Consider the following 19,875-nt stretch of genomic DNA (forward strand, 5'->3'; position numbering starts at 1 on the left):
GAGGTCCCCAGCGGAAGTAAAGTGAGCGGGCCGCCCGTTGGCTAGCCCCGCTTGAGCAATGCCCACTTCAGGAAAGCGCCGACGCTGACGCCCAGCAGCAGACCCACGGTCTGCGCGGGAAAGATCGTCGCTGTCACGGCTGTTCCGGTGAGCACCACGGCACAGATCAGGAACTCGGTCTCTCGGTCCATCATCGCCTCTAACGTGTCGTTCTCGGGCGACTCGAACTGGGACGGCGACTTCCTGGTGGACTTCGACTTCAGACGAGAACTGTGAAACTGGAGGACTGCGACGCCGACTGGCGACTGGGAATGGATGACTGACGACTGGGAGACTCAAGACTGGGACTCAGAACTGCGACTGCTCAACTGCGACTGCAGGACTCGGACGCGGACTGGTCGACTCAGACTGGTGAGGCAGCGCGAACGCTGCCGCACGCCGATTGTACATTCCCCGCCGTCTTCACGCCACACATGTGCGGCGCGGGCGGCCGGAGTCAGGTGCGGTCGCGCCACCAGGAGGCGATGGCGCGGCGGATGGGGGCGTGGTGCTCGTCGTCGACGATCTTGACGTCGCCCATCACGGCGTGCGCGGTGACGTGCACGACGGGGACGCGGGCGCCGGGCAGCGGGTCGCGGACGGCGACCTTGCGGGCACCGAGAAAGTTGTGGCCGGTCACCTCGACCCGGACGCCGTCCGGAACGATGATCTTGATGTCGCCCATCACGGCGTGCGCGGTGACGCTGACCTCGCCGGCGGGGACCTGGGCGCCGCGCAGGTCGAGCTCGACGTCGCCCATCACCGAGATGGCCTCAAGCGGCCCGTCGATGCGGCCGACGATGCGTTCCTTGCAGTCGCCCATGAAGGCGCTGAACTTGCGCTTGACCTGCAGCGGCGCGGGGTTGGCGCCGGGCGCGCCCATGCCGGGCAGGTCGGCGGTGATGTGCTCCAGGTCGCCGCGGGTGACGGCCGTGCAGGCGGCCTCGGTCCGCTCGACGAGCTCCTCGAAGGTGAGCCGTCCCTCGACGGAGGCGATCCGCAGCCGCTCGACGGCGGCCTCCCGCTCGGCGTCGGACGCGCGGATCGCCTCGGGCGACTGGGTCGCCCCGGGCACGCGGACCGCGTCGGAGGCCGCCGTGATCGCGTCGGACGCCGCCGTGAGCTCGTCGCGGGGAGCGCCGACGGGCCGGTCGGGGCGCAGGTCCTGCCGCCCGTCCCGCGGGCGTCCCGGGGACGGCCGCTCCGGCTGCGGACTGGACTGACTCATGATTCCGAAGGTATGCCCCCGGTGACCGTGGGCAATCCGCCGCGCGGACGAGATCGCCCCACCACTTCAGGAGGATGGACGCCAAGGCCAGGCTACCGGCAGGATCGAGCCTTGCCCGAACGGGGTCCCCGCGGGGGCGGACGCCGGGGGTTCACAGGGCGGGCGGCCCCGGCGCCGGGCGGCGCAGGAGGCGGTCGAGGGTGACGGCGGCCAGGATGAGCAGGCCCTCGATCACCTGCCGGTAGGTGGGGTCCCAGCCGAGCAGGTTGAACCCGTTGGAGATGAGCGTCAGGATCAGCACGCCTGCGAGGCAGCGCCACACGGCGCCCTCGCCGCCGAGGATGCTCGTCCCGCCGATGACGACCGCGGCGATCGCGGTGAGTTCGAGGAGCGAGCCGAGACCGGCCTGGGCGGAGCCGGCGCGGGTCGCCATGACCAGGCCCGCCGTCCCGGCGCAGGCGCCGCTGACGGCGAACACGGCGACCCGGACGGGCGCGATCCTGATGCCCGACAGCCGCGCCGCCTCGGCGTTGCCGCCGACGGCGTAGACGGCCCGGCCGAACGTCGTCGCGGCGAGCAGGACCCAGCAGGCGGCGGCGACGCCCGCGAGGACCAGCGTCGGGACGGTGATCCCGCCGAGCACGGTCGGCAGGCTCAGCGCCTGGAACGCGTCGAGCCGATCGGCGTGCGGGGAGACGATGGCACCACCGGTGATCACGACCGCGAGGCCCCGGTAGACGATGCTGAGCGCCAGCGTCGCGATGAACGAGTGGACGCGCGACAGCGCGACGACGAGCCCGGTCACGATGCCCATCAGCGTGCCGCTCGCGACGCCCGCCGCATACCCGGCGGGCACCCCGGCCGACTCGGTGACCAGCACGGCGACGACCGCGCTGACCGCCAGCACGGCGCTCACCGACAGGTCGAACACACCGCAGACGATGCACAGCGTCATCCCGCACGCCAGCAGCCCGACCACGACGGCCTGGTCGAGGACGTTGACCAGATTGCCCTTCGTGAGGAACGTGCTCGTCGACAGGGACAGCGCGACGACCAGCCCGGCGAGCGCCACCACGATCCCGTGGTCCCGGACGGCCGCGTACCTCATCGCAGGCCCGCCGCCACCAGGACGTCCTCGGCGCTCGCGCCCCGGGGGAACTCCCCCGCGACGCGGCCGTCCCGCATCACCAGGACGCGGTGCGCGAGCCCGAGCACCTCCTCGACCTCCGAGGACGCCAGGAGCACGCCCACGCCCCGCGCCGCCAGGCCGGCGATCAGCCGGTGGATCTGGACCTTGGCGGCGACGTCGACGCCGCGGGCCGGCTCGTCCACCAGCAGGACGCGCGGCGACCGGACCAGCCATTTGCCGAACACCGACCGCTGCTGGTTGCCGCCGGACAGCGTCCACGCGGGACGGTCGAGGCCCGCGCCGCGGATGCCGAGCGTCTCCGCCGCGCCGCCCACGGCACGGCGTTCCGCGCCGCGCCGCACGAAGCCGAGGCGGCGCCGGTCCGGCAGGCTGGCGAGGGCCAGGTTCTCGGCGGCGGACCGGACGAGGACGAGCCCCTGGTCCGCGCGCGACTCCGGCACCAGCCCGGCTCCGAGGGCCATCGCGTGGGACGGCGCCCGCCCGGTGACCCGGCGGCCCGCGATCGTCACCTCGCCGCCGTCCGGGCGGTCGGCGCCGAAGGCGAGGCGCAGCGTCTCCGTCCGGCCGCTGCCGACGAGCCCGGCCAGCCCGACGATCTCCCCGGCCCGCACGTCGAGGCTGACGCCGCGCACCGCGGTCCCGCGCGACAGCCCGCGCAGGGCCAGCACGACGGGGGCGCCGTCCGGGACGGGCGCGGGCTCGGGGTACAGCATCTCGACGGGGCGGCCGGCCATGGCGCGCAGCAGGGCCGCGGGCGTCAGGCCGGCGGCGGGGGCGGTGGTGACGTGCCGCCCGTCGCGCAGGACGGTGACGGTGTCGCAGGAGGCGAGGACCTCGTCCAGCCGGTGCGAGATGAGGACGATCGCGATGCCGTCGCGCTCGGCGAGGTCGCGCGCCAGGCGCAGCAGGCGCTCGGCGGCGGGCGCGGGCAGCAGGGCGGTCGGCTCGTCGAGGGCGATCAGGCGGGCGCCGCGGGCCAGCGCGCGCAGGATCTCGATCTGCTGGCGGTGCACGAGCGGCAGGCCGCCCGCGCGGGCGGACGGGTCCAGTACGAACCCCGTCCGGTCGAGGAGGGCGGCGAGGCGGCGGCGGTCCCCCGCCGGGTCGCGCAGGCCGTGCCGGCGGGATCCGGCGCCGAGGAAGACGTTGTCGGCCACGCTCAGGCCGGGGACGATCGCGCCTTCCTGCGTGACGAGCGCGAGCCCGTGCCGCAGCGCGTCGCGCGGTGAGCGGAGGGCGGCGGGCTCGCCGTCCACGGCGACGCGCCCCGAGTCGGCCGGGACGGCGCCGCACAGGACGCGGGCGAGGGTGCTCTTCCCCGCGCCGTTCTCGCCGACGAGGCCGTGCACCCGCCCGCCACGCAGGGTCAGCGAGACGTCGTGCAGGACGGTGATCCCGCCGTAGCGCTTGCGGATGCCTTCGAGCGCGACGTCCACGCCGCCACCCACACCGCTACTCGTCGTACTCGCCGGTGATCCCGGACGAGACGATCAGGTCCTTGGTGAGCGTTCCCCCGTTCGGCACGAGGGAGGAGATCTCGGTCGTCGCCGGGACGCCCTTGCCGCCCGCCTTCGCCAGCCCCAGCTCGGCGGCCTTCGCCCCGGCCGTCCGGACCGGCAGGTAGGGGATGCCGAACCAGCGCCCCTCGCGGACGGCCGTCACCGCCTGCCGGGACGCGCCGTTGCCGACGTACAGGATGTCCTTGCCCTTCGCCACGCCCTCGGCGCCGAACAGCGCCTGCGACGCCCCGATGACCACGTCGACGTCGGGGTGGGACTGGAGCAGGTCCTGCATCGCCTTGCGGCCGGAGTCGCGGGTGTAGCCGCCCTCGATCCGCGCGACGACCGCCACGCCGTCGGCGGCCTTCAGGGAGTCGACGACCGCCTTCGTGCGCGCGTTGTCGAGCGGCAGCGTCTTCAGGCCCTCCAGGTAGGCGACCTTGCAGGGCTTGGCCTTGACGGACTGGCAGGCGCCGATGCCGAGGACGCCCAGCTGCCTGCCGTTCTGCACGGGGACGTCCACCAGCGAGATCGCGCCCGGCACCTGCGGCGCGGCGGTGTCGTAGCGGGTCCCGACGGGCGTGAACTGCACGACGACCGCGATCCCGCTCCGGACCGCCTGCCGCACGGCGGGCACGACCGCGGTCCCGTCGTTGGCCTGGAGGACGAAAACGCCGAAACGCTTGGCCGTGATCGCGTCCTGGAGCTGGCGGATCTGCGTCTGCGCGTCGAAACCGGAATCGAAGAACTCCGCCTTCCCGCCCTCCTTCGCCGCCTGCTCCCTCACTCCCTCGAACGTCGCCTGCGAGAACGAATTGGCCTTCGCGAACCCGAAGAACGCGATGCTCTTGGGGTCACCGGCGCCGGACGAGCCGGAGCCGCCGGAATCGGTGCACGCCGGGAGCGCGAGGAGAAGACCCGCCGCGGCGATCACGCCCAGCCTTTTCACGGTTTCCGCCCCACTCCCACGTAGAACCATTCCCCGCCGGGACGCTCCCGGTCGAGGTCACTCTCGGGCCGCCATTCGTTGACGACCGTGACGCCCGGTTCCAGCACCTCGAACCCGTCGAAGAACCGGGAGATCGCGGCGTGGCCGCGATGGATCAGGGGCGCGGTCGCGCCGTCGTAGACCTCCCGGGCCGCCGCGCCCGCCTCGGGATGGGCGTCGTCGGTCAGGTGCGACACGATCAGATGGCTGCCCGGCGCCATCCGCTCGGCGAACGTCCGGACGACGCCCCACGGGTCCTCGGCGTCGGTCAGGCAGTGCAGGACGGCCACGAACAGCACCGCGACCGGCTCCGCGAAGTCGATCAGCCCCAGCACCTCGGGGTGCGCGAGGATCTCGCGGGGCGTGCGGATGTCCTCCCGGACGACGTTCGTGGTCGCGTCGATGGCCTTGAGCGCGCGGGCGTGCGCGAGGACGACCGGGTCGTAGTCGACGTAGACCACGCGCGAGCCGGGCGCCTCCCGCTGGGCGACCTCGTGCACGTTCTCCTGGGTCGGCAGCCCGGTGCCGAGGTCGAGGAACTGCCGGATCCCGTCCCGGGCGGCGAGCCGGACGGCGCGGCCGAGAAACCGCCGGTTGGCGACGCAGATGTCCCGGCTCGGGCCCAGCGCCATGATCTTCTCGGCGGCCTCCCGGTCGGCCGGGTAGTTGTCCTTTCCGCCCAGGTAGTAGTCGTACATGCGAGCCGCATTGGGCGTGTTCGCGTCGAAGTCGTACGGCGCGAATTCCGCTTGTGCCACCAATGCCCCTTGAACGGCGTTTTCAGCTGACAGCCGCCGAGTATGCGCCGTGAAGATCGCAAAGCGATAACTCTGCGATGATCATCCGGATCTCCGATTTCCGGCAGCCGAATCAGCGAATTTCGGTCCGAAACCGGAACGAGACGCGCGTGCGACCTCGTCCGGTCAGGCTGGGAGGCGATCGTGCGTCCAGCATCGGAGGTCGGGGTGTCGGTTCGGCGGCTCGCCGCGCTCGGCGCGGTGCTGCTCGCGGTCGCCGTGCTCGCCGGATGCGCCGGCGGCGGTGGCCCCGTCCCGCCGCAGCGGGCCTGGTTCCGGGTCGAGATCCGGCCGGACGGCGGCGCGCTGCTCGACCTCCACGCGGCCGGGCGGCTGCGGTCGGACGCCGAAGTCCGCGCCCTCGCCCGCCAGATCGCCGGCTCGATGTTCCCCGGCGCGCCGGACATCCGGGTGCGCACCGAGCACGATCGCGGCATGCCGTTCGCCCGCGCCGAGATCGACCGCGCCTACCGGACGGGAAGCGGCGCCTCCGTGCGGATCGACACGGCCGGTGCGCTGCGGCTGCTCCACGCGAAAGGGTTCCGCGACACGTCCATGAAGCTGCGGCTGCCGTCCGTGCCGTCCACGGTGGAGACGGACGGGACGCAGACCGGCCGGCGAACCTGGCGGCTGCACGCGGCCGGACCGCCACCGCCGGTCGTGACGGTCGAGATGCGTCCCAGCCCGGTGCGCTGGTTCGCGCTGCTCACGCTGCCGGTGCTGGGCGCGGCGGGGGTCGCGCTGGGCTTCTTCGTCCGGCGCCGGATCTTCGCGCTCCCCGCCGCGGGCGTCGCCGTCGCCGCCGCGCTCGCCGCGCTCGTCCTGCCCGCGGCGCGGCAGGGCGACAACCTCGGCGTCGCGGGCCTGCTCGGCGGGACCGCGCTGGAGCTCGCCACCATCGCGCCGCTCGCGGCCGTGCCGCTCGGGCTGCCCGCCGCGATGCTGCTGGCCGCGGTGGCCGCCCGCGGCCTCACCCGGCCCGGCGCCCCCGCGGCCCGCGAGGCCCGGCCGCGCGACACGGGAGTGTTCTGGTGACCCGGCGGTATGGGGAGTGGAGCGATGCCGATCGTCGACGGATCGTAAACTGAAGGTCATGTCCGACGGCCGCTCCCCGTGCACCTGCGTCATCTGCAATGACTACGGTGACCGCGACCGCTTGGACAACTTCCAGCTCCGCACCATCGTGCACATCACGGAGTACGGGTGGAGCGTCGTCCTCGTCCATCCCGACGACGCCGGGCCCGGCTGGGCGTACACGATCGGCCTGTGGCACAGCCACGGCGCGCCCGAGCTGGCCATGTTCGGCGGCGACGTGTACGAGATGGAGGAGACGCTCAACACGCTCGGCCGCCAGACCGCCGACGGGCGGCTCCCGGCCGACGGCGACCGCCGCGACGGCATCGTCCGCGGGCAGCCCGCCGCGTTCCGCGAGGTCGACCCGCACTGGTACGACGGCCTGTTCGGCGGGGCGGTGGCGTTCTACCGGCGGCCGCCGCTGCCGATGCTGCAGGTCGTCTGGCCCAACCCTGACGGCCTGTTCCCCTGGCAGCCCGGCACCGACCTGCCGTTCCGGCACTCCCAGCCGTGGCTGTGGCTCACCCCGAAGCAGCACGCGCGCGGGGTCTGGACACGGCGGCTCTGACCGGCCCCGATCTCCCGCCGAGGACATACGATCGGCGGAGTGTACGGGACGCTCTCCGAGCCGATCCGGACCCAGCGCCTCGTCCTGGAGCCGCTGGCCGTCGAGCACGCCGACGAGATGGCGCCCGTCCTCGACGATCCGCGCCTGCACCGCCACATCGGCGGCGAGCCCCTCACCCTGGCCGAGCTGCGCGCCCGCTACGCGCACCTGGTCGCCGGGCCCGCGCCGTACCACCAGGAGCACTGGCTGAACTGGATCGTCCGGCGCCTCCGCGACGGGCAGGCGATCGGGTACGTCCAGGCGACCGTCGCGCCCGCGCCGCCCGGCTTCACCGTGACGCCCGCGTCCGCCGGTTCGACGGTGACGCCGGGCCCGCCGCGCAGCATCGCGTCCGTGGCCTGGGTCATCGGGATGCCGTACCAGGGATTCGGGTTCGCGACCGAGGCCGCCCGCGCGCTGCTGAACTGGCTGCTCGCGCACGGTGTCCGCGACGTCGTCGCGACCGTCCACCCGGACAACCATCCGTCGAAGGCCGTCGCCGCCAAGCTCGGGCTACGGCCCACCCCCGAGACCACCGACGACGGCGAAACCGTCTGGCGCCTTCCCCACGCGGGGTGGGGGGTGGAGCAGGGGGCGTCGAGCTAGCTCGTCCGTTGAATGGCGGTGGGTGGGGGCTGGAGCAGGGGGCGTCGAGCTAGCTCGTCCGTTGGATGGTGGTGGGTGGGGGCTGGAGGACGGTGGGTAGGCCACAATCGACGTGCCAGGACGGACCGGTCGAGGAGTTGAAGCGCATGCGGGAGGTTTGGCCCGGGGACCCCTATCCGCTGGGCGCCACCTGGGACGGCACCGGCACGAACTTCGCTCTGTTCTCCGAGGTGGCGCACTGCGTCGAGCTGTGCCTGTTCGACGCCGACGGGCACGAGACCCGGCTGGCGCTTCCCGAGGTGGACGGGTTCGTCTGGCACGGCTACCTGCCGGGCATCGGGCCGGGGCAGCGGTACGGGTATCGCGTCCACGGGCCGTTCGATCCGCGCGAGGGTCATCGCTGCAACCCGGCCAAGCTGCTGCTCGACCCCTACGGCAAGGCCGTGGAGGGCGAGGTCCGCTGGCACGAGTCGCTGTTCTCGTACCGGTTCGCCGACCCCGACGTCCTGAACGAGGACGACAGCGCCCCCCACATGCCGAAGAACGTCGTCATCAACCCGTTCTTCGACTGGGCGGACGACCGGCCGCCGCGCGTCCCGTACCACGAGAGCGTCATCTACGAGGCGCACGTCAAGGGCCTCACGAAGCTGCATCCCGGCGTCCCGGAGGAGCAGCGCGGCACGTACGCGGGCCTCGCGCACCCGGTGATGATCGACCATCTGCTCGACCTCGGCGTGACGGCCGTGGAGCTGATGCCGGTGCACCAGTCGATCCCCGAGCACGCGCTGGTGGCGCGGGGCCTCGGCAACTACTGGGGCTACAACACGATCGGGTTCTTCGCGCCGCACAACGCCTACGGGTCGTCCGGGCAGCGCGGGGAGCAGGTGCTGGAGTTCAAGGCGATGGTCCGGGCGCTGCACGAGGCGGGCATCGAGGTCATCCTGGACGTCGTCTACAACCACACCGCCGAGGGCGACCATCTCGGCCCGACGCTGTCGTTCCGCGGCATCGACAACGCCTCCTACTACCGGCTCCGCGACGACGACAGGCGCTACCACCTCGACTACACCGGCTGCGGGAACTCGCTGAACGTCCGCAACCCGCACGCGCTGCAGCTCATCATGGACTCGCTGCGCTACTGGATCCTGGAGATGCACGTCGACGGGTTCCGCTTCGACCTGGCGTCCGCGCTGGCCCGCGACCTGCACGACGTCGACCGGCTCGCCACGTTCTTCGACCTCGTCCAGCAGGACCCGGTGGTGTCGCAGGTGAAGCTGATCGCCGAGCCGTGGGACGTCGGCGAGGGCGGCTACCAGGTCGGGAACTTCCCGCCGCTGTGGACGGAGTGGAACGGCAAGTACCGCGACACCGTCCGCGACTTCTGGCGCGGCTCGTACGCGACCATGCCGGAGTTCGCGTCCCGGCTCACGGGGTCGTCCGACCTGTACGAGCACAGCGCGCGGCGGCCGTTCGCGTCCATCAACTTCGTGACCTGCCACGACGGGTTCACGCTGACCGACCTCGTCTCCTACGACCACAAGCACAACGACGCCAACGGCGAGGACAACCGCGACGGCACCGACGACAACCGGTCGTGGAACTGCGGCGTCGAAGGCCCGGCCCGGGATCCGGCCGTCCTCGACCTGCGCGCACGCCAGCGGCGCAACTTCCTGGCGACCCTGTTCCTGTCCCAGGGCGTGCCGATGCTCTCCCACGGCGACGAGCTCGGCCGCACCCAGCAGGGCAACAACAACGCCTACTGCCAGGACAACGAGATCGCCTGGGTCCGCTGGGACGACACCGGCGACACCGAGTTCGTCCGGACCCTGTCGCGGCTGCGGCACGACCATCCGGTGTTCCGGCGCCGCCGCTTCTTCACCGGGACGGGCACCGGCGCGGCCGCCGACATCGCGTGGCTGACCCCGGCCGGCGAGAGCATGACCGACCATGACTGGAACGTCGGGTTCGCCAAGTCCCTCGGCGTGTTCCTCAACGGCGACGCGATCACCGAGCCCGACCCGCGCGGGCGGCGCGTCCGCGACGACTCCTTCCTCCTGCTGATCAACGCGGGCGCCGGGCCGGTGGAGTTCACGCTGCCCGGCGGCGAGTACGGCGAGCGCTGGGAGGTCGCCCTCGACACCGCCGAACCCGGCACCGCAGGCGAGCGCCCACGGGTCAAGGCGCGCGACACCCTCGCCCTCACCGACCGGTCGCTGACCGTCCTGCGCCGTGTCCCGTGAACCCCGCCCCTAGCCTCCGGTGATCTCCATGACGGTGAGGAAGACGAGCACGACCGTCGCGACGGCCACGCCGCCATGGACGGCCACGGCCGCCGCGGGGAACGCCTGTTCCGTGCCGCGGGCGTGGCGGCCACCGCGGCCGACGAGCCAGCGCGTGAACAGCATGAACCCCTGGAGAATGACGACCAGCAGCGCCGCGAACGCACCCCAGGCGTAGGCGGCGCCGCTGGTGGCCACGTACAGGATCCACAAGGCCAGGCCGCCGATCGCGGCCAGCGGATGGCCGACCACGACCAGGACCGGGAAGCGCGTCACCTTCGTCGAGGCTCCCCCGTGCGCCATCCAGATGATCAGCAGGTAGCCGCCCGCCACGGCGGCGAGGATCCACGCGGCAAGCGCGGCGAACTCCACCCCCGGCTCCTTCCATGCAATTCTCAAACCCCCGTCCCCCGCCCCAGTGTCACCTTTTCAGGGGCCTGCCATGACGGATTCGTACAGATTGGTGCACGGACGGTCAGCATCGGTGTGCAGTAGCTTGGGCGTCCTATGCGAGCCCTCACTCAGGACGCCGGCGACGTCGACCTCGCCGAGCGGTACGCCTACCCGCCCGACGGCACCTGGCTGCGGGCCAACATGGTCGCCAGCCTGGACGGCGCGGCGCAGCGCGACGAGCGCAGCGCCGGCCTCGGCAGCCCCGCCGACCAGCACCTGTTCCTGCTGCTGCGCGGGCTCGCCGACGTCGTCATCGTCGGCGCCGGCACGGTGCGCGCCGAGGGCTACGGGCCCGTCTCGCCGAGCGAGGGCTGGGACGGGGTCCGGGACGGGCGCCCGCCCGTCCCGCCGCTGGCGATCGTCTCCCGCACCCTCGACCTCGACTTCGACGCCCCGATCTTCACGGAGGCGAAGGCCCGGACGATCGTGCTGACGACCGCGTCAGCCACCCCGTCCCGGCTGGAGACCGCGCGGGAACGCGCCGACGTGATCGTCGCCGGGACGGACTCGCTCGACTTCCCCGCCGCCTTCGCGGAACTCGCGTCGCGCGGCCACCGGCGCCTCCTGTGCGAGGGCGGGCCGGGCGTCCTGGCGCAGGTGGTGGCGGCCGGGCTGCTGGACGAGCTGTGCCTCACCCTGAGCCCGCTGCTGCTCGGCGGGAACCCGACCCGGATCCTGAACGGGCCGCCGGTGGACGTCCCGCCGGAGCTGAGCCTCGCCCACGCGCTGCAGGACGACGACTTCCTCTTCCTCCGCTACGTCCGCAGCCGGTAGCGGACGAACAGCACGCCTTCGTCCAGGTAGAGGGCAGCCGGTTCGAGCGGCACCTCAACGTCCAGCTCATGGAGCAGGCGGGTGTGGCGGGGGCTGCCCAGAAGCGTCGGAGCGATGTTGAGGCACAGCTCGTCGACGAGGGACGCGCGGATCAGCGCGGTCGCCAGCGCCGGGCCCCCTTCGCAGAGCAGGCGCTCATGACCGAGCCCTTCGCGGAGCGCTCGCACTGCCGCCGGCAGGTCGACGTCGTCCTCGCCTTCGGCGACCACCTGGATCCCGCTCGGGACGCGGCTGCGGGCGGCGCGCGAGGTGACGACGACGGTCGGCGTCTCGGCCTCGGTGAACAGCGGGAGCGTCCAGTCGAGGTCGGCCGAGCGGCTGACCACCACGATGGGCGCGGGCGGCCCGCCGCGGCGCGCGCGCAGATCGCGGCGTAGGCGGGCGGGGCCGAGGCGTCCCGTCCGGGCGGTCCCGGCACCGACGAGGATCGCGCCGGCGAGGGCCCGCAGCGTCCGGAAGACGCGGAAGTCGGCGTCGCCGCCGAGCCCGTCGGTCCAGCCGTCGGCGTCGGTGACGGACCCGTCGGCGCTCATCACCATGCCGAGCCGCAGCCCGGGCGCATCGCCGTAGGCGTCGTACGGATCGACGCCGTCGACGGCGGGTTCGGGCAGCAGACGGCGCATGACCTGCAGGTTATCGGACGATCTTTCCGGCCCCCGCCGTGTCCCTCTGTCGGTCCGGGGGCGCACTATAGGGGGATGGACCTGCCGATCAGTCCGCCGTTCTCGCCGATGCTGGCGAAGGCGGTCAAGACCATGCCCAAGGGCGACCTGCTGTATGAGCCGAAGTGGGACGGCTTCCGCTGCATCGTGTTCCGCGACGGCGACGAGGTGGAGCTGTCCAGCCGGGGCGAGCGGCCGCTGACCCGGTACTTCCCCGAGCTGGTCGAGGCGGTGAGGCGCGAGCTGCCCGAGCGGTGCGTGGTCGACGGCGAGATCGTCCTGCCGCGCGGGACGCGCCTCGACTTCGAGGCCCTCCAGCAGCGCATCCATCCGGCCGCGTCGCGGGTCAAGCTGCTTTCGGAGGAGACTCCGGCGTCGTTCGTCGCGTTCGATCTGCTGGCGATCGGCGACGAGTCGCTGCTGGAGGTTCCGCTCGGCGAGCGGCGGCAGCGGCTCGTCGGCACGCTGTCGGGGGTGGGCGCGCCGATCCACGTGACGCCCGCGTCCGACTCCTACGAGCTGGCGCTGCGCTGGTTCGACGAGTTCGAGGGCGCCGGGCTCGACGGCGTCATCGCCAAGCCGCTCGACGTCCCGTACCAGCCCGACAAGCGGGTGCTGTTCAAGGTGAAGCACGAGCGGACCGCCGACTGCGTGGTGGCGGGCTTCCGCTGGCACAAGTCCGGCCCGATCGTGGGGTCGCTGCTGCTCGGCCTCTACAACGACAAGGGGCATCTCCAGCATGTGGGGGTCGCGGCGTCGTTCACGATGAAGCGCCGCGCCGAGCTGGTCGAGGAGCTCCAGCCGTACCGGTTGCAGGACATCGCGGACCATCCGTGGGCGGAGTGGGCGAGCCAGTCCGAGGCGACCGCCGACCGGATGCCGGGCGCGATCTCCCGCTGGACGGGCAAGAAGGACCTCAGCTGGGTGCCGCTGCGCCCCGACCTGGTGGTCGAGGTGGCGTACGAGGCGATGGAGGGCGACCGGTTCCGGCACACGGCCCGCTTCCGCAACTGGCGCCCCGACCGCACGCCCGGGTCGTGCACCTACGAGCAGCTGGAGGTCCCGGTCGCCTACGACCTGGCCGACATCCTCTCCGGCGAGGCCACCAGCCCCCGCGTCGACCGCTGAGGCCCTGGCCCGGGTGCTGCGTCCCGGGCCAGGGCGGGCGGCCGGATCGTCAGGGTCGCTGGGTCTCGTTCTCGATGGTCTGGCGGATCAGCTCCTCGTCCGAGCCCGAGCGCGTAGCTCCTTTCGGCGCGTCGAAGGGGCGCAGGTAGGTCTGCTTGACGCCGGGCACGCGGTCCTCGACGACGAACGTCGCCTTGACGGACGCCTGCGCGTCGTGCGTCCTGACGGTCGGCAGCGTCTTGAAGTCGGCCTTCATCTCGTCCCTGGACATCGTCGTCAGGACGTAGCCGCGCTGGTTGTTGTAGAACCGCAGATGCTTGTTGATCTTGAGGAAGGGGTGGTCGGCGGGGTCGGAGTCCGCCCCGTCGCCGCCGCTGGTGATGGACGAGCACACCAGCTCGGCGCCGACCGTCTTCGAGCCGGGGTCGTCGTAGTCGGCCTTCAGGTCGCTGGCCCAGTGGACGTGGACGTCGCCGGTGAGCACGACGGGGTTGCGGACCTTGGCGTCCAGCCAGCCCTTGGTGATCCGGTCGCGGGACGCGGCGTAGCCGTCCCAGGAGTCCATCGAGGTCTTCTTGACGGGCCCGTCGGTGTTGTCGCGCTGCGCGAAGAACACCTGCTGGCCGAGGACGTCCCACTGGGCGCGGGAGCGGCGGAAGCCGTCCAGCAGCCAGCGCTCCTGCCGGTCGCCGGTGATGGAGCGCTTCGGGTCGAGCGCGTCGGGGCAGTCCTTGTAGCCGTCGCCGCAGGCCTGGTCGTCGCGGAACTGACGGGTGTCGAGCATGTGGAAGTTGGCGAGCCGGCCCCAGGACACGCGCCGGTACACCTGGATGTCGGGGCCGCGCGGGATGGAGCGGCGGCGCAGCGGCATGTTCTCGTAGTACGCCTGGAACGCGGCGACCCGGCGGGCGCGGAACGCCTCGGGCGACGGGGTGTCGGAGTTGTTCTCGGGGACGTCGTCGGCCCAGTTGTTCTCGACCTCGTGGTCGTCGAACACGACGAGCCACGGCGCCGACTGGTGCGCGGCCTGCAGGTCGCGGTCGGACTTGTACTGGGCGTGCCGCTGCCGGTAGGTCGCCAGCGTGACGGTCTCGGGGCCCTCGTGGTCGCGGACGTTGCCGCCCGGGATGTTGTAGACGTCCTTCTTGTACTCGTACTGGTAGTCGCCGAGATGCAGGATCAGGTCGGGGTTCTCTTCGGCGAGCCGCCGGTACGCGGTGAAGTAGCCGTGCTCGAACTGGGAGCACGACACGAAGGCCATCGCGAGGGCCGGGCCGTAGGTGGCGGGGTGGGGGGCGGTGCGGGTCCGTCCGACCGGGGAGATGTGGCGGCCGGCGCGGAAGCGGTACCAGTACTCGCGGCCGGGGCGCAGGCCGTTCAGCTCGATGTGGACGGAGTGCGCGGACGCGGCGCGGGCGGCGGCGGTGCCGCGGCGCTCGATCCGGCGGAACCGCTCGTCGGACGCGACCTCCCAGCCGACGGGGATCGTCCGGGACGGCATGCCGCCGAGGCCGTCCTCGGCGATGGGGTCGAGGGCCAGCCGGGTCCAGAGGACGAACCCGTCCGGTTCGGGGTCGCCGGACGCGACGCCGAGGGTGAACGGGTCACCGTCGAGGGTCCGGGGTCGTGGGGCGGCGTGCGCGGGGCCGGGGGCGCCGGCCACGGCGACGGCGGTGGCGAGCCCGCTGGTGACGAGGAAGCGTCGCCGGTTCAGCGGGCGTGCGATGTCGGCCATGGGGGTAGCGACCTTTCGGGAGATTCCGGCATCGATCGCCGAAAGCCTCACCGAGGCCGATGGCCCGCGGGTACCGCCGGGATGACCACGACCCCAACAGACATGATCTTTTTTGGGCCGGGCCGAAAGATCGCGCACAGCGCGCAGGAAAAGGATGGTAGGGTGGCAACTTACGAGTTGCGCACAAAAATTCCATCCTATGAATAGGAGCGTAGCACAGGCATGGGACTCCGTCAAGCGGACGCTGTCAACCCCGAACGCGAGGAAAATGCGCGGCAGGCCGTGATACGCACCGAGCAGGAGTACGTGTCCCGCGTGTACACGCGGCTCGACATCGAGCGCGAGCAGGCCGAGCGGGCGCTGCGCGAGGGCCCCGCGACGGGCGGCGGCAGCGCCTTCCAGGCCCGGCTGGAGAGCGCCGTCGCCACCGACGAGGCCGCCCGCCGCCTCGCCCGGCTCGGCGGCGTCGAGCACGGCCTGTGCTTCGGCCGGATCGACCACCGCGCCGACGCGGACGGCCCCGGCGACACGTTCTACATCGGCCGCGTCGGCCTCCGCGACGAGAACCGCGAGCCCCTTCTGATCGACTGGCGCGCCGCCGCGGCCCGCCCGTTCTACACCGCCACGCCGGGCGCGCCCGGCACCCTCGCCCGGCGCCGCCACCTGCACCTGCGCCACCGCGAGGTCGTCCGGCTTGACGACGAGGTGTTCGACCTGGAGGGCCTGGCGGAGTCCGAGCGCGGCGGCATCGTCGGGGAGGCCGCGCTCCTCGCCACGCTCCGCCGCGGCCGGACGGGCCGGATGAGCGACGTCGTCGCCACCATCCAGGAGGAGCAGGACCAGGTCATCCGCTCCGGCCTGCAGGGGGTGCTCGTCGTCCAGGGCGGCCCCGGCACCGGCAAGACGGTCGCCGCGCTGCACCGTGCCGCGTACCTGCTGTACACGCACCGGGACGTCCTCGAACGGCGCGGCGTGCTCGTCGTCGGCCCGAACGCCACGTTCCTCCGCTACATCGAGCAGGTGCTCCCCGGCCTGGGCGAGACGGACGTCGCCCTCTCCACGGTCGGCGAGCTGTATCCGGGCCTGAAGGCGACCGCCACGGAAGACCCCGCGGTCGCCGTCGTGAAAGGCGACCTGCGCATGGCCGATCTGCTGCGGGAGGCCGTCCACGACCGGCAGCGCGTCCCGGAGGACGGCCTGCACGTCGGCGCCGACGGCCTCACCCTGGTCGTGGACGCCGAGACCTGCGAACAGGCACGCGACCGTGCGCGCGGCCTGCACCTCCCCCACAACATCCAGCGGCGCCGGTTCGTCCACGACCTGCTGGAGGCGCTCGCCGTCAACCGCGCCGAGCAGTTCGACCGCATCATGGACGAGCCCCTGGAGGACATCGCCGGCAACGGCGGCCTGCCCGCCTGGCTCCAGGAACTCATCGACGAGGCCGAGGACGAGCCCCTCCTGGACGAGACGGAACTCCGCCTCGCCAAGGAGAACCTCTGGCAGGAACCCGCCGTCCAGTCCGCGATCAACGCGCTCTGGCCCGAACTGACCCCCGAGCGGCTCCTGTCCGACCTCTTCGCCGACCCCGATGCCCTAGACCGCCTGGGCGCCCAAGCAGGTCTGAAGCCCGCCGAGTCGGCACTCCTGCACCGTCCTCCAGCCCCCACCCACCACCGTTCAACGGACGAGCTCCGCTCGGCGCCCCGCCCGTCCAGCGCCCCTTGGACGGTCTCCGACGTCCCCCTCCTGGACGAGGCCGCCGACCTGCTCGGCAAGGACGACTCCGCCGACAAGGCCCGCGAGCGCGCCGCCGCCGCAGAGCGCGCGCGGGAGGCGAAGTACGCCCAGGAGGTGATCGAGTCCGCCGGCACCGGCAGCGCCGAGGCGCTCGCCGCCGGCGATCTGATCTCCGGGACCGACCTGGCCGAACGCCACCAGGACGGCGGCCCGCCGCTCACCACCGCCCAGCGCGCCCTGGCCGACCGCGAATGGGTGTACGGGCACGTGATCGTCGACGAGGCGCAGGAGCTGTCGGAGATGGCCTGGCGGACGGTGATGAAGCGCGTCCCGACCCGTTCCCTGACCGTCGTCGGCGACATCGCCCAGACCGGCAACGCCGCCGGGGCCGCGTCCTGGGGCCAGATGCTCGACCGGTACGTCCCCGGCCGCTGGCGCGAGCAGCGCCTGCTGGTCAACTACCGCACCCCGGCCGCCATCATGCGGGTCGCCGCCCGCGTCCTCGCCGCCGTCGCGCCCGGCCAGACACCGCCCGAGTCCGTCCGCGACGACGGCCCGCCGCCCGCCGCGCTCGCGCTGCCGGTCGCGGAGCTGCCCTCGCTCGTCCGGTCGGAGCTGTCGAGCATCGCCGCCGGGACCCCCGACGGCATCGGCGGCGCGTTCAAGGAGGGGCGGCTCGCCGTCATCGCGTCCGCCGCCCGGCACGCCGCCGTCCTGGCCGCCCTCCCGCACGCCGCCGCGGGCGCGACCCCGGAGGCGCTCGACTCCCCCGTCGTCGTGCTGACCACCGAGGAGGCCAAGGGCCTGGAGTTCGACTCCGTGATCATCGTCGACCCGGCGGGCATCCTGGCCGGCTCCCCGAAGGGCGGCCAGGACCTCTACGTCGCGCTGACCAGGGCCACCCGCCGGCTGACGCTCGTCCACGACGGCGACCTGCCGCCCCTCCTCGCCGACCTGGCCTGATGGCAAGGGCAGGACATGACCAAATCCGGCCGGAGTTAACCGAGCACCCGCCCTTTACCCGGCCATCCCCGGGCGAGAGCCTGTGCCCCCGTAGAGATCATTCTTTATTCGGGAGGTGCGGGTTGGCCAGGAGATCCCTGAGACGGACCCGGCGGACGGGGGCGGTGGCCGTACTGACCGGTGCGGCCCTGATCGCGGCGGGCGGCGCGACTGCGTTCGCCCAGGCGGCCCCCAGGATCGTGGTGAAGGACGGCGTGACCCAGCCGGTCTTCTCCTACAAGGACGCGATCCGCGAGCACGTGTACGTCGAGTCCGGGGTGGACAGCGACGGCGACGGCAAGAAGGACCGCGTCAACGTGGACATCATCCGGCCCAAGGAGACCGAGAAGGGCCTCAAGGTCCCGATCGTGATGGACGCGAGCCCGTACTACGACAACGCGGGACGCGGCAACGAGGGCGAGCGCAAGACCTACGACGCGAACGGGAACCCGGTGAAGTTCCCGCTCTACTACGACAACTACTTCGTGCCGCGCGGGTACGCGTTCCTCGCCGTCGACATGATCGGGACGACGAAGTCCGACGGCTGCCCGGTGAGCGGCGGGCCGACCGACATCCTCGGCGTCAAGGCCGTGGTCGACTGGCTGAACGGGCGCGCGAAGGCGACCCGGGCGGACGGCAGCGCGGTGAAGGCCGCGTGGAGCACCGGCCGCACCGGCATGATCGGCAAGTCCTACGACGGGACGCTCGCCAACGGCGTCGCGGCGACCGGTGTCGAGGGCCTGGAGACGATCGTCCCCATCTCGGCGATCAGCAGCTGGTACGACTACAGCCGCATGAACGGCGTGAAGTACTGGACGGACGAGCAGCCGTGGCTCTCCGACTACGTCGACACCGACCCGCCCGAGAAGTGCGCCGCCGTCAGGGCCGCGCTCGACGAGGGCGAGGACGACGCGACCGGCAACTACAACGCCTACTGGCGGACCGCCGACCACCGGCACGGGACGGTCGGCGACGTCCGCAACGTCCGCGCCAGCCTGTTCGCCTTCCACGGCGTGAACGACCTGAACGTGAAGGGCAACCACTTCTCGCTCTGGTGGAACGAGCTCGCCAGGCGCGGCATCGACCGGAAGGTGTGGCTGTCGCAGCGCGGCCACGTCGACCCGTTCGACACGCGGCGGGACGAGTGGGTCGCGACCCTGCACAAGTGGTTCGACCACGAGCTGCACAAGATCCGCAACGATGTGATGCGGGAGCCGCGCGCCGACATCGAGATCGGCCCCGACCAGTGGATCACGCAGCGGGACTGGCCGTCCCGGGACGCCCGGCCCCTCACCCTGCGGCCCGCCGCGGACGGCTCGCTCGGCCTGAAGCCCGCCGCGAAGGGCTCGACGGTCACCTTCACCGACGCCGCCGGCCCGCGCGGTGCGGGCCACTCGGAGGGCGAGATGGTCAGCGACCCGGGGACGGCGAAGCCGTTCAGGGCCGCGTTCGTGTCGGGCCCGCTGCCGCTGACCGGACGCCTGTCCGGGACGCCCGACGCCCGCCTGCGGATCATGCTGGACAAGCCGACGTCCAACCTGACCGCGCTGCTCGTCGACTATGGCGAGGACACCCGGGTCGACTACCTCGGGCGGGGCTCCGGCATCCGGACGCTCGACACCGAGGACTGCAACGGTGAGAGCGCGCCCGGTGACGACGCCTGCTACAAGCAGACGGAGACCACCACGGTGACCTCGCCGGTGAACGTGGTCGCCCGCGGCTGGCTCGACGCGCAGAACGACCGGTCGCTGAGCCGTCCGGCGCCGCTGAAGCCGGGCCGCTACTACGACGTCCGGTGGGAGACGCTCAGCCAGGAGTACGTGCTGAAGAAGGGGCACCGCCTCGCGCTGGTCATCGCCGGGACGGACGCCGACTACAACACCGAGACGCCGACCGAGGCCAAGGTGACGGTGGACCTGCGCGGCAGCTCCATCAGCATCCCGGTCGTCGTCGGCGGGGACGACGCCACGGCGCTCGCCCCGCAGCCGCTCACGACGTGGCGCGGCCCGTCCGGTGTCACGCTGCCCGTCCAGGAACGCAAGTTCCACTGATCCGAC

Annotated in this window: 17 protein-coding genes; 8 read left to right on the top strand and 9 right to left on the bottom strand. The window is 72.5% G+C overall.

Annotated features, from left to right (window positions below; translation table 11 throughout):
- Positions 1 to 41 precede the first annotated feature (41 nt).
- From ACH34S_RS16900 to ACH34S_RS16925, 6 genes are all read right to left on the bottom strand, one after another.
- On the bottom strand, positions 42 to 194 hold the full coding sequence (locus tag ACH34S_RS16900; RefSeq protein WP_165964538.1) for a hypothetical protein: 153 nt from the start codon (positions 192 to 194) through the stop codon (positions 42 to 44).
- Between the two features lie 302 nt (positions 195 to 496).
- On the bottom strand, positions 497 to 1,267 hold the full coding sequence (locus ACH34S_RS16905; protein ID WP_395953595.1) for a DUF1707 domain-containing protein: 771 nt from the start codon (positions 1,265 to 1,267) through the stop codon (positions 497 to 499).
- Positions 1,268 to 1,418: 151 nt separating this feature from the next.
- Positions 1,419 to 2,375 (bottom strand): ABC transporter permease, encoded by a 957-nt coding sequence (locus ACH34S_RS16910; protein ID WP_395953596.1) that lies wholly within the window; start codon positions 2,373 to 2,375, stop codon positions 1,419 to 1,421.
- Positions 2,372 to 3,853 carry a sugar ABC transporter ATP-binding protein gene (locus ACH34S_RS16915; protein WP_395953597.1) on the bottom strand — a complete coding sequence of 494 codons (1,482 nt, stop codon included), beginning with the start codon at positions 3,851 to 3,853 and terminating at the stop codon, positions 2,372 to 2,374. Before ACH34S_RS16915 ends, ACH34S_RS16910 begins: the two co-directional genes overlap by 4 nt.
- Positions 3,854 to 3,869: 16 nt before the next feature.
- On the bottom strand, positions 3,870 to 4,865 hold the full coding sequence (locus ACH34S_RS16920) for a sugar ABC transporter substrate-binding protein (RefSeq protein WP_395953598.1): 996 nt from the start codon (positions 4,863 to 4,865) through the stop codon (positions 3,870 to 3,872).
- Entirely contained in the window at positions 4,862 to 5,662 is an 801-nt protein-coding gene (locus ACH34S_RS16925) for an SAM-dependent methyltransferase (RefSeq protein WP_395953599.1), read from the bottom strand. The genes ACH34S_RS16920 and ACH34S_RS16925 overlap by 4 nt, the downstream gene beginning before the upstream one ends.
- A gap of 183 nt (positions 5,663 to 5,845) precedes the next feature.
- Here ACH34S_RS16925 and ACH34S_RS16930 point away from each other — a divergent pair, with 183 nt between their 5' ends.
- The 4 genes from ACH34S_RS16930 to glgX all read left to right on the top strand — a co-directional run bounded on the left by ACH34S_RS16930 (position 5,846) and on the right by glgX (position 10,228).
- Positions 5,846 to 6,736, top strand: a complete 891-nt coding sequence (locus ACH34S_RS16930; protein ID WP_395953600.1) for a hypothetical protein — start codon at positions 5,846 to 5,848, stop codon at positions 6,734 to 6,736.
- Positions 6,737 to 6,794: 58 nt separating this feature from the next.
- Positions 6,795 to 7,343: a DUF4262 domain-containing protein gene (locus ACH34S_RS16935; RefSeq protein ID WP_395953601.1), complete on the top strand. Its 549-nt coding sequence runs from the start codon at positions 6,795 to 6,797 to the stop codon at positions 7,341 to 7,343.
- Positions 7,344 to 7,382: 39 nt separating this feature from the next.
- Positions 7,383 to 7,988: a GNAT family N-acetyltransferase gene (locus ACH34S_RS16940; protein ID WP_395953602.1), complete on the top strand. Its 606-nt coding sequence runs from the start codon at positions 7,383 to 7,385 to the stop codon at positions 7,986 to 7,988.
- Between the two features lie 146 nt (positions 7,989 to 8,134).
- A complete protein-coding gene (glgX, locus tag ACH34S_RS16945; RefSeq protein ID WP_395953603.1) occupies positions 8,135 to 10,228 on the top strand; it encodes a glycogen debranching protein GlgX in 2,094 nt (697 codons plus the stop codon).
- A gap of 9 nt (positions 10,229 to 10,237) precedes the next feature.
- Here the strand turns inward: glgX and ACH34S_RS16950 are convergent, their stop codons facing one another.
- Positions 10,238 to 10,639: a hypothetical protein gene (locus ACH34S_RS16950; RefSeq protein ID WP_395953604.1), complete on the bottom strand. Its 402-nt coding sequence runs from the start codon at positions 10,637 to 10,639 to the stop codon at positions 10,238 to 10,240.
- 135 nt (positions 10,640 to 10,774) lie between these two features.
- Here ACH34S_RS16950 and ACH34S_RS16955 point away from each other — a divergent pair, with 135 nt between their 5' ends.
- Positions 10,775 to 11,494, top strand: a complete 720-nt coding sequence (locus ACH34S_RS16955; protein ID WP_395953605.1) for a pyrimidine reductase family protein — start codon at positions 10,775 to 10,777, stop codon at positions 11,492 to 11,494.
- Here ACH34S_RS16955 and ACH34S_RS16960 read toward each other — a convergent pair.
- The gene (locus ACH34S_RS16960; RefSeq protein WP_395953606.1) at positions 11,476 to 12,177 is read right to left on the bottom strand and encodes a dihydrofolate reductase family protein; all 702 of its coding nucleotides are present in this window, start codon (positions 12,175 to 12,177) and stop codon (positions 11,476 to 11,478) included. The genes ACH34S_RS16955 and ACH34S_RS16960 overlap by 19 nt on opposite strands.
- Before the next feature lie 75 nt (positions 12,178 to 12,252).
- Here ACH34S_RS16960 and ACH34S_RS16965 point away from each other — a divergent pair, with 75 nt between their 5' ends.
- Positions 12,253 to 13,344: an ATP-dependent DNA ligase gene (locus ACH34S_RS16965; protein WP_395953607.1), complete on the top strand. Its 1,092-nt coding sequence runs from the start codon at positions 12,253 to 12,255 to the stop codon at positions 13,342 to 13,344.
- Positions 13,345 to 13,393: 49 nt separating this feature from the next.
- On the opposite strand, the gene ACH34S_RS16970 is transcribed toward ACH34S_RS16965, so the two are convergent.
- Positions 13,394 to 15,079 (bottom strand): alkaline phosphatase D family protein, encoded by a 1,686-nt coding sequence (locus ACH34S_RS16970; RefSeq protein WP_395953608.1) that lies wholly within the window; start codon positions 15,077 to 15,079, stop codon positions 13,394 to 13,396.
- 222 nt (positions 15,080 to 15,301) lie between these two features.
- Here ACH34S_RS16970 and ACH34S_RS16975 point away from each other — a divergent pair, with 222 nt between their 5' ends.
- Together ACH34S_RS16975 and ACH34S_RS16980 are read left to right on the top strand one after the other, a co-directional pair.
- Positions 15,302 to 17,779 carry a HelD family protein gene (locus ACH34S_RS16975; protein WP_395953609.1) on the top strand — a complete coding sequence of 826 codons (2,478 nt, stop codon included), beginning with the start codon at positions 15,302 to 15,304 and terminating at the stop codon, positions 17,777 to 17,779.
- Positions 17,780 to 17,943: 164 nt separating this feature from the next.
- Positions 17,944 to 19,869, top strand: coding sequence for a Xaa-Pro dipeptidyl-peptidase (locus tag ACH34S_RS16980; protein WP_395953610.1), 1,926 nt, complete (start codon positions 17,944 to 17,946; stop codon positions 19,867 to 19,869).
- The last annotated feature ends 6 nt before the right edge of the window (positions 19,870 to 19,875 follow it).

The sequence above is a fragment of the Actinomadura sp. 3N508 genome (genome assembly GCF_044326375.1).
Classification (GTDB): Bacteria; Actinomycetota; Actinomycetes; order Streptosporangiales; family Streptosporangiaceae; genus Spirillospora.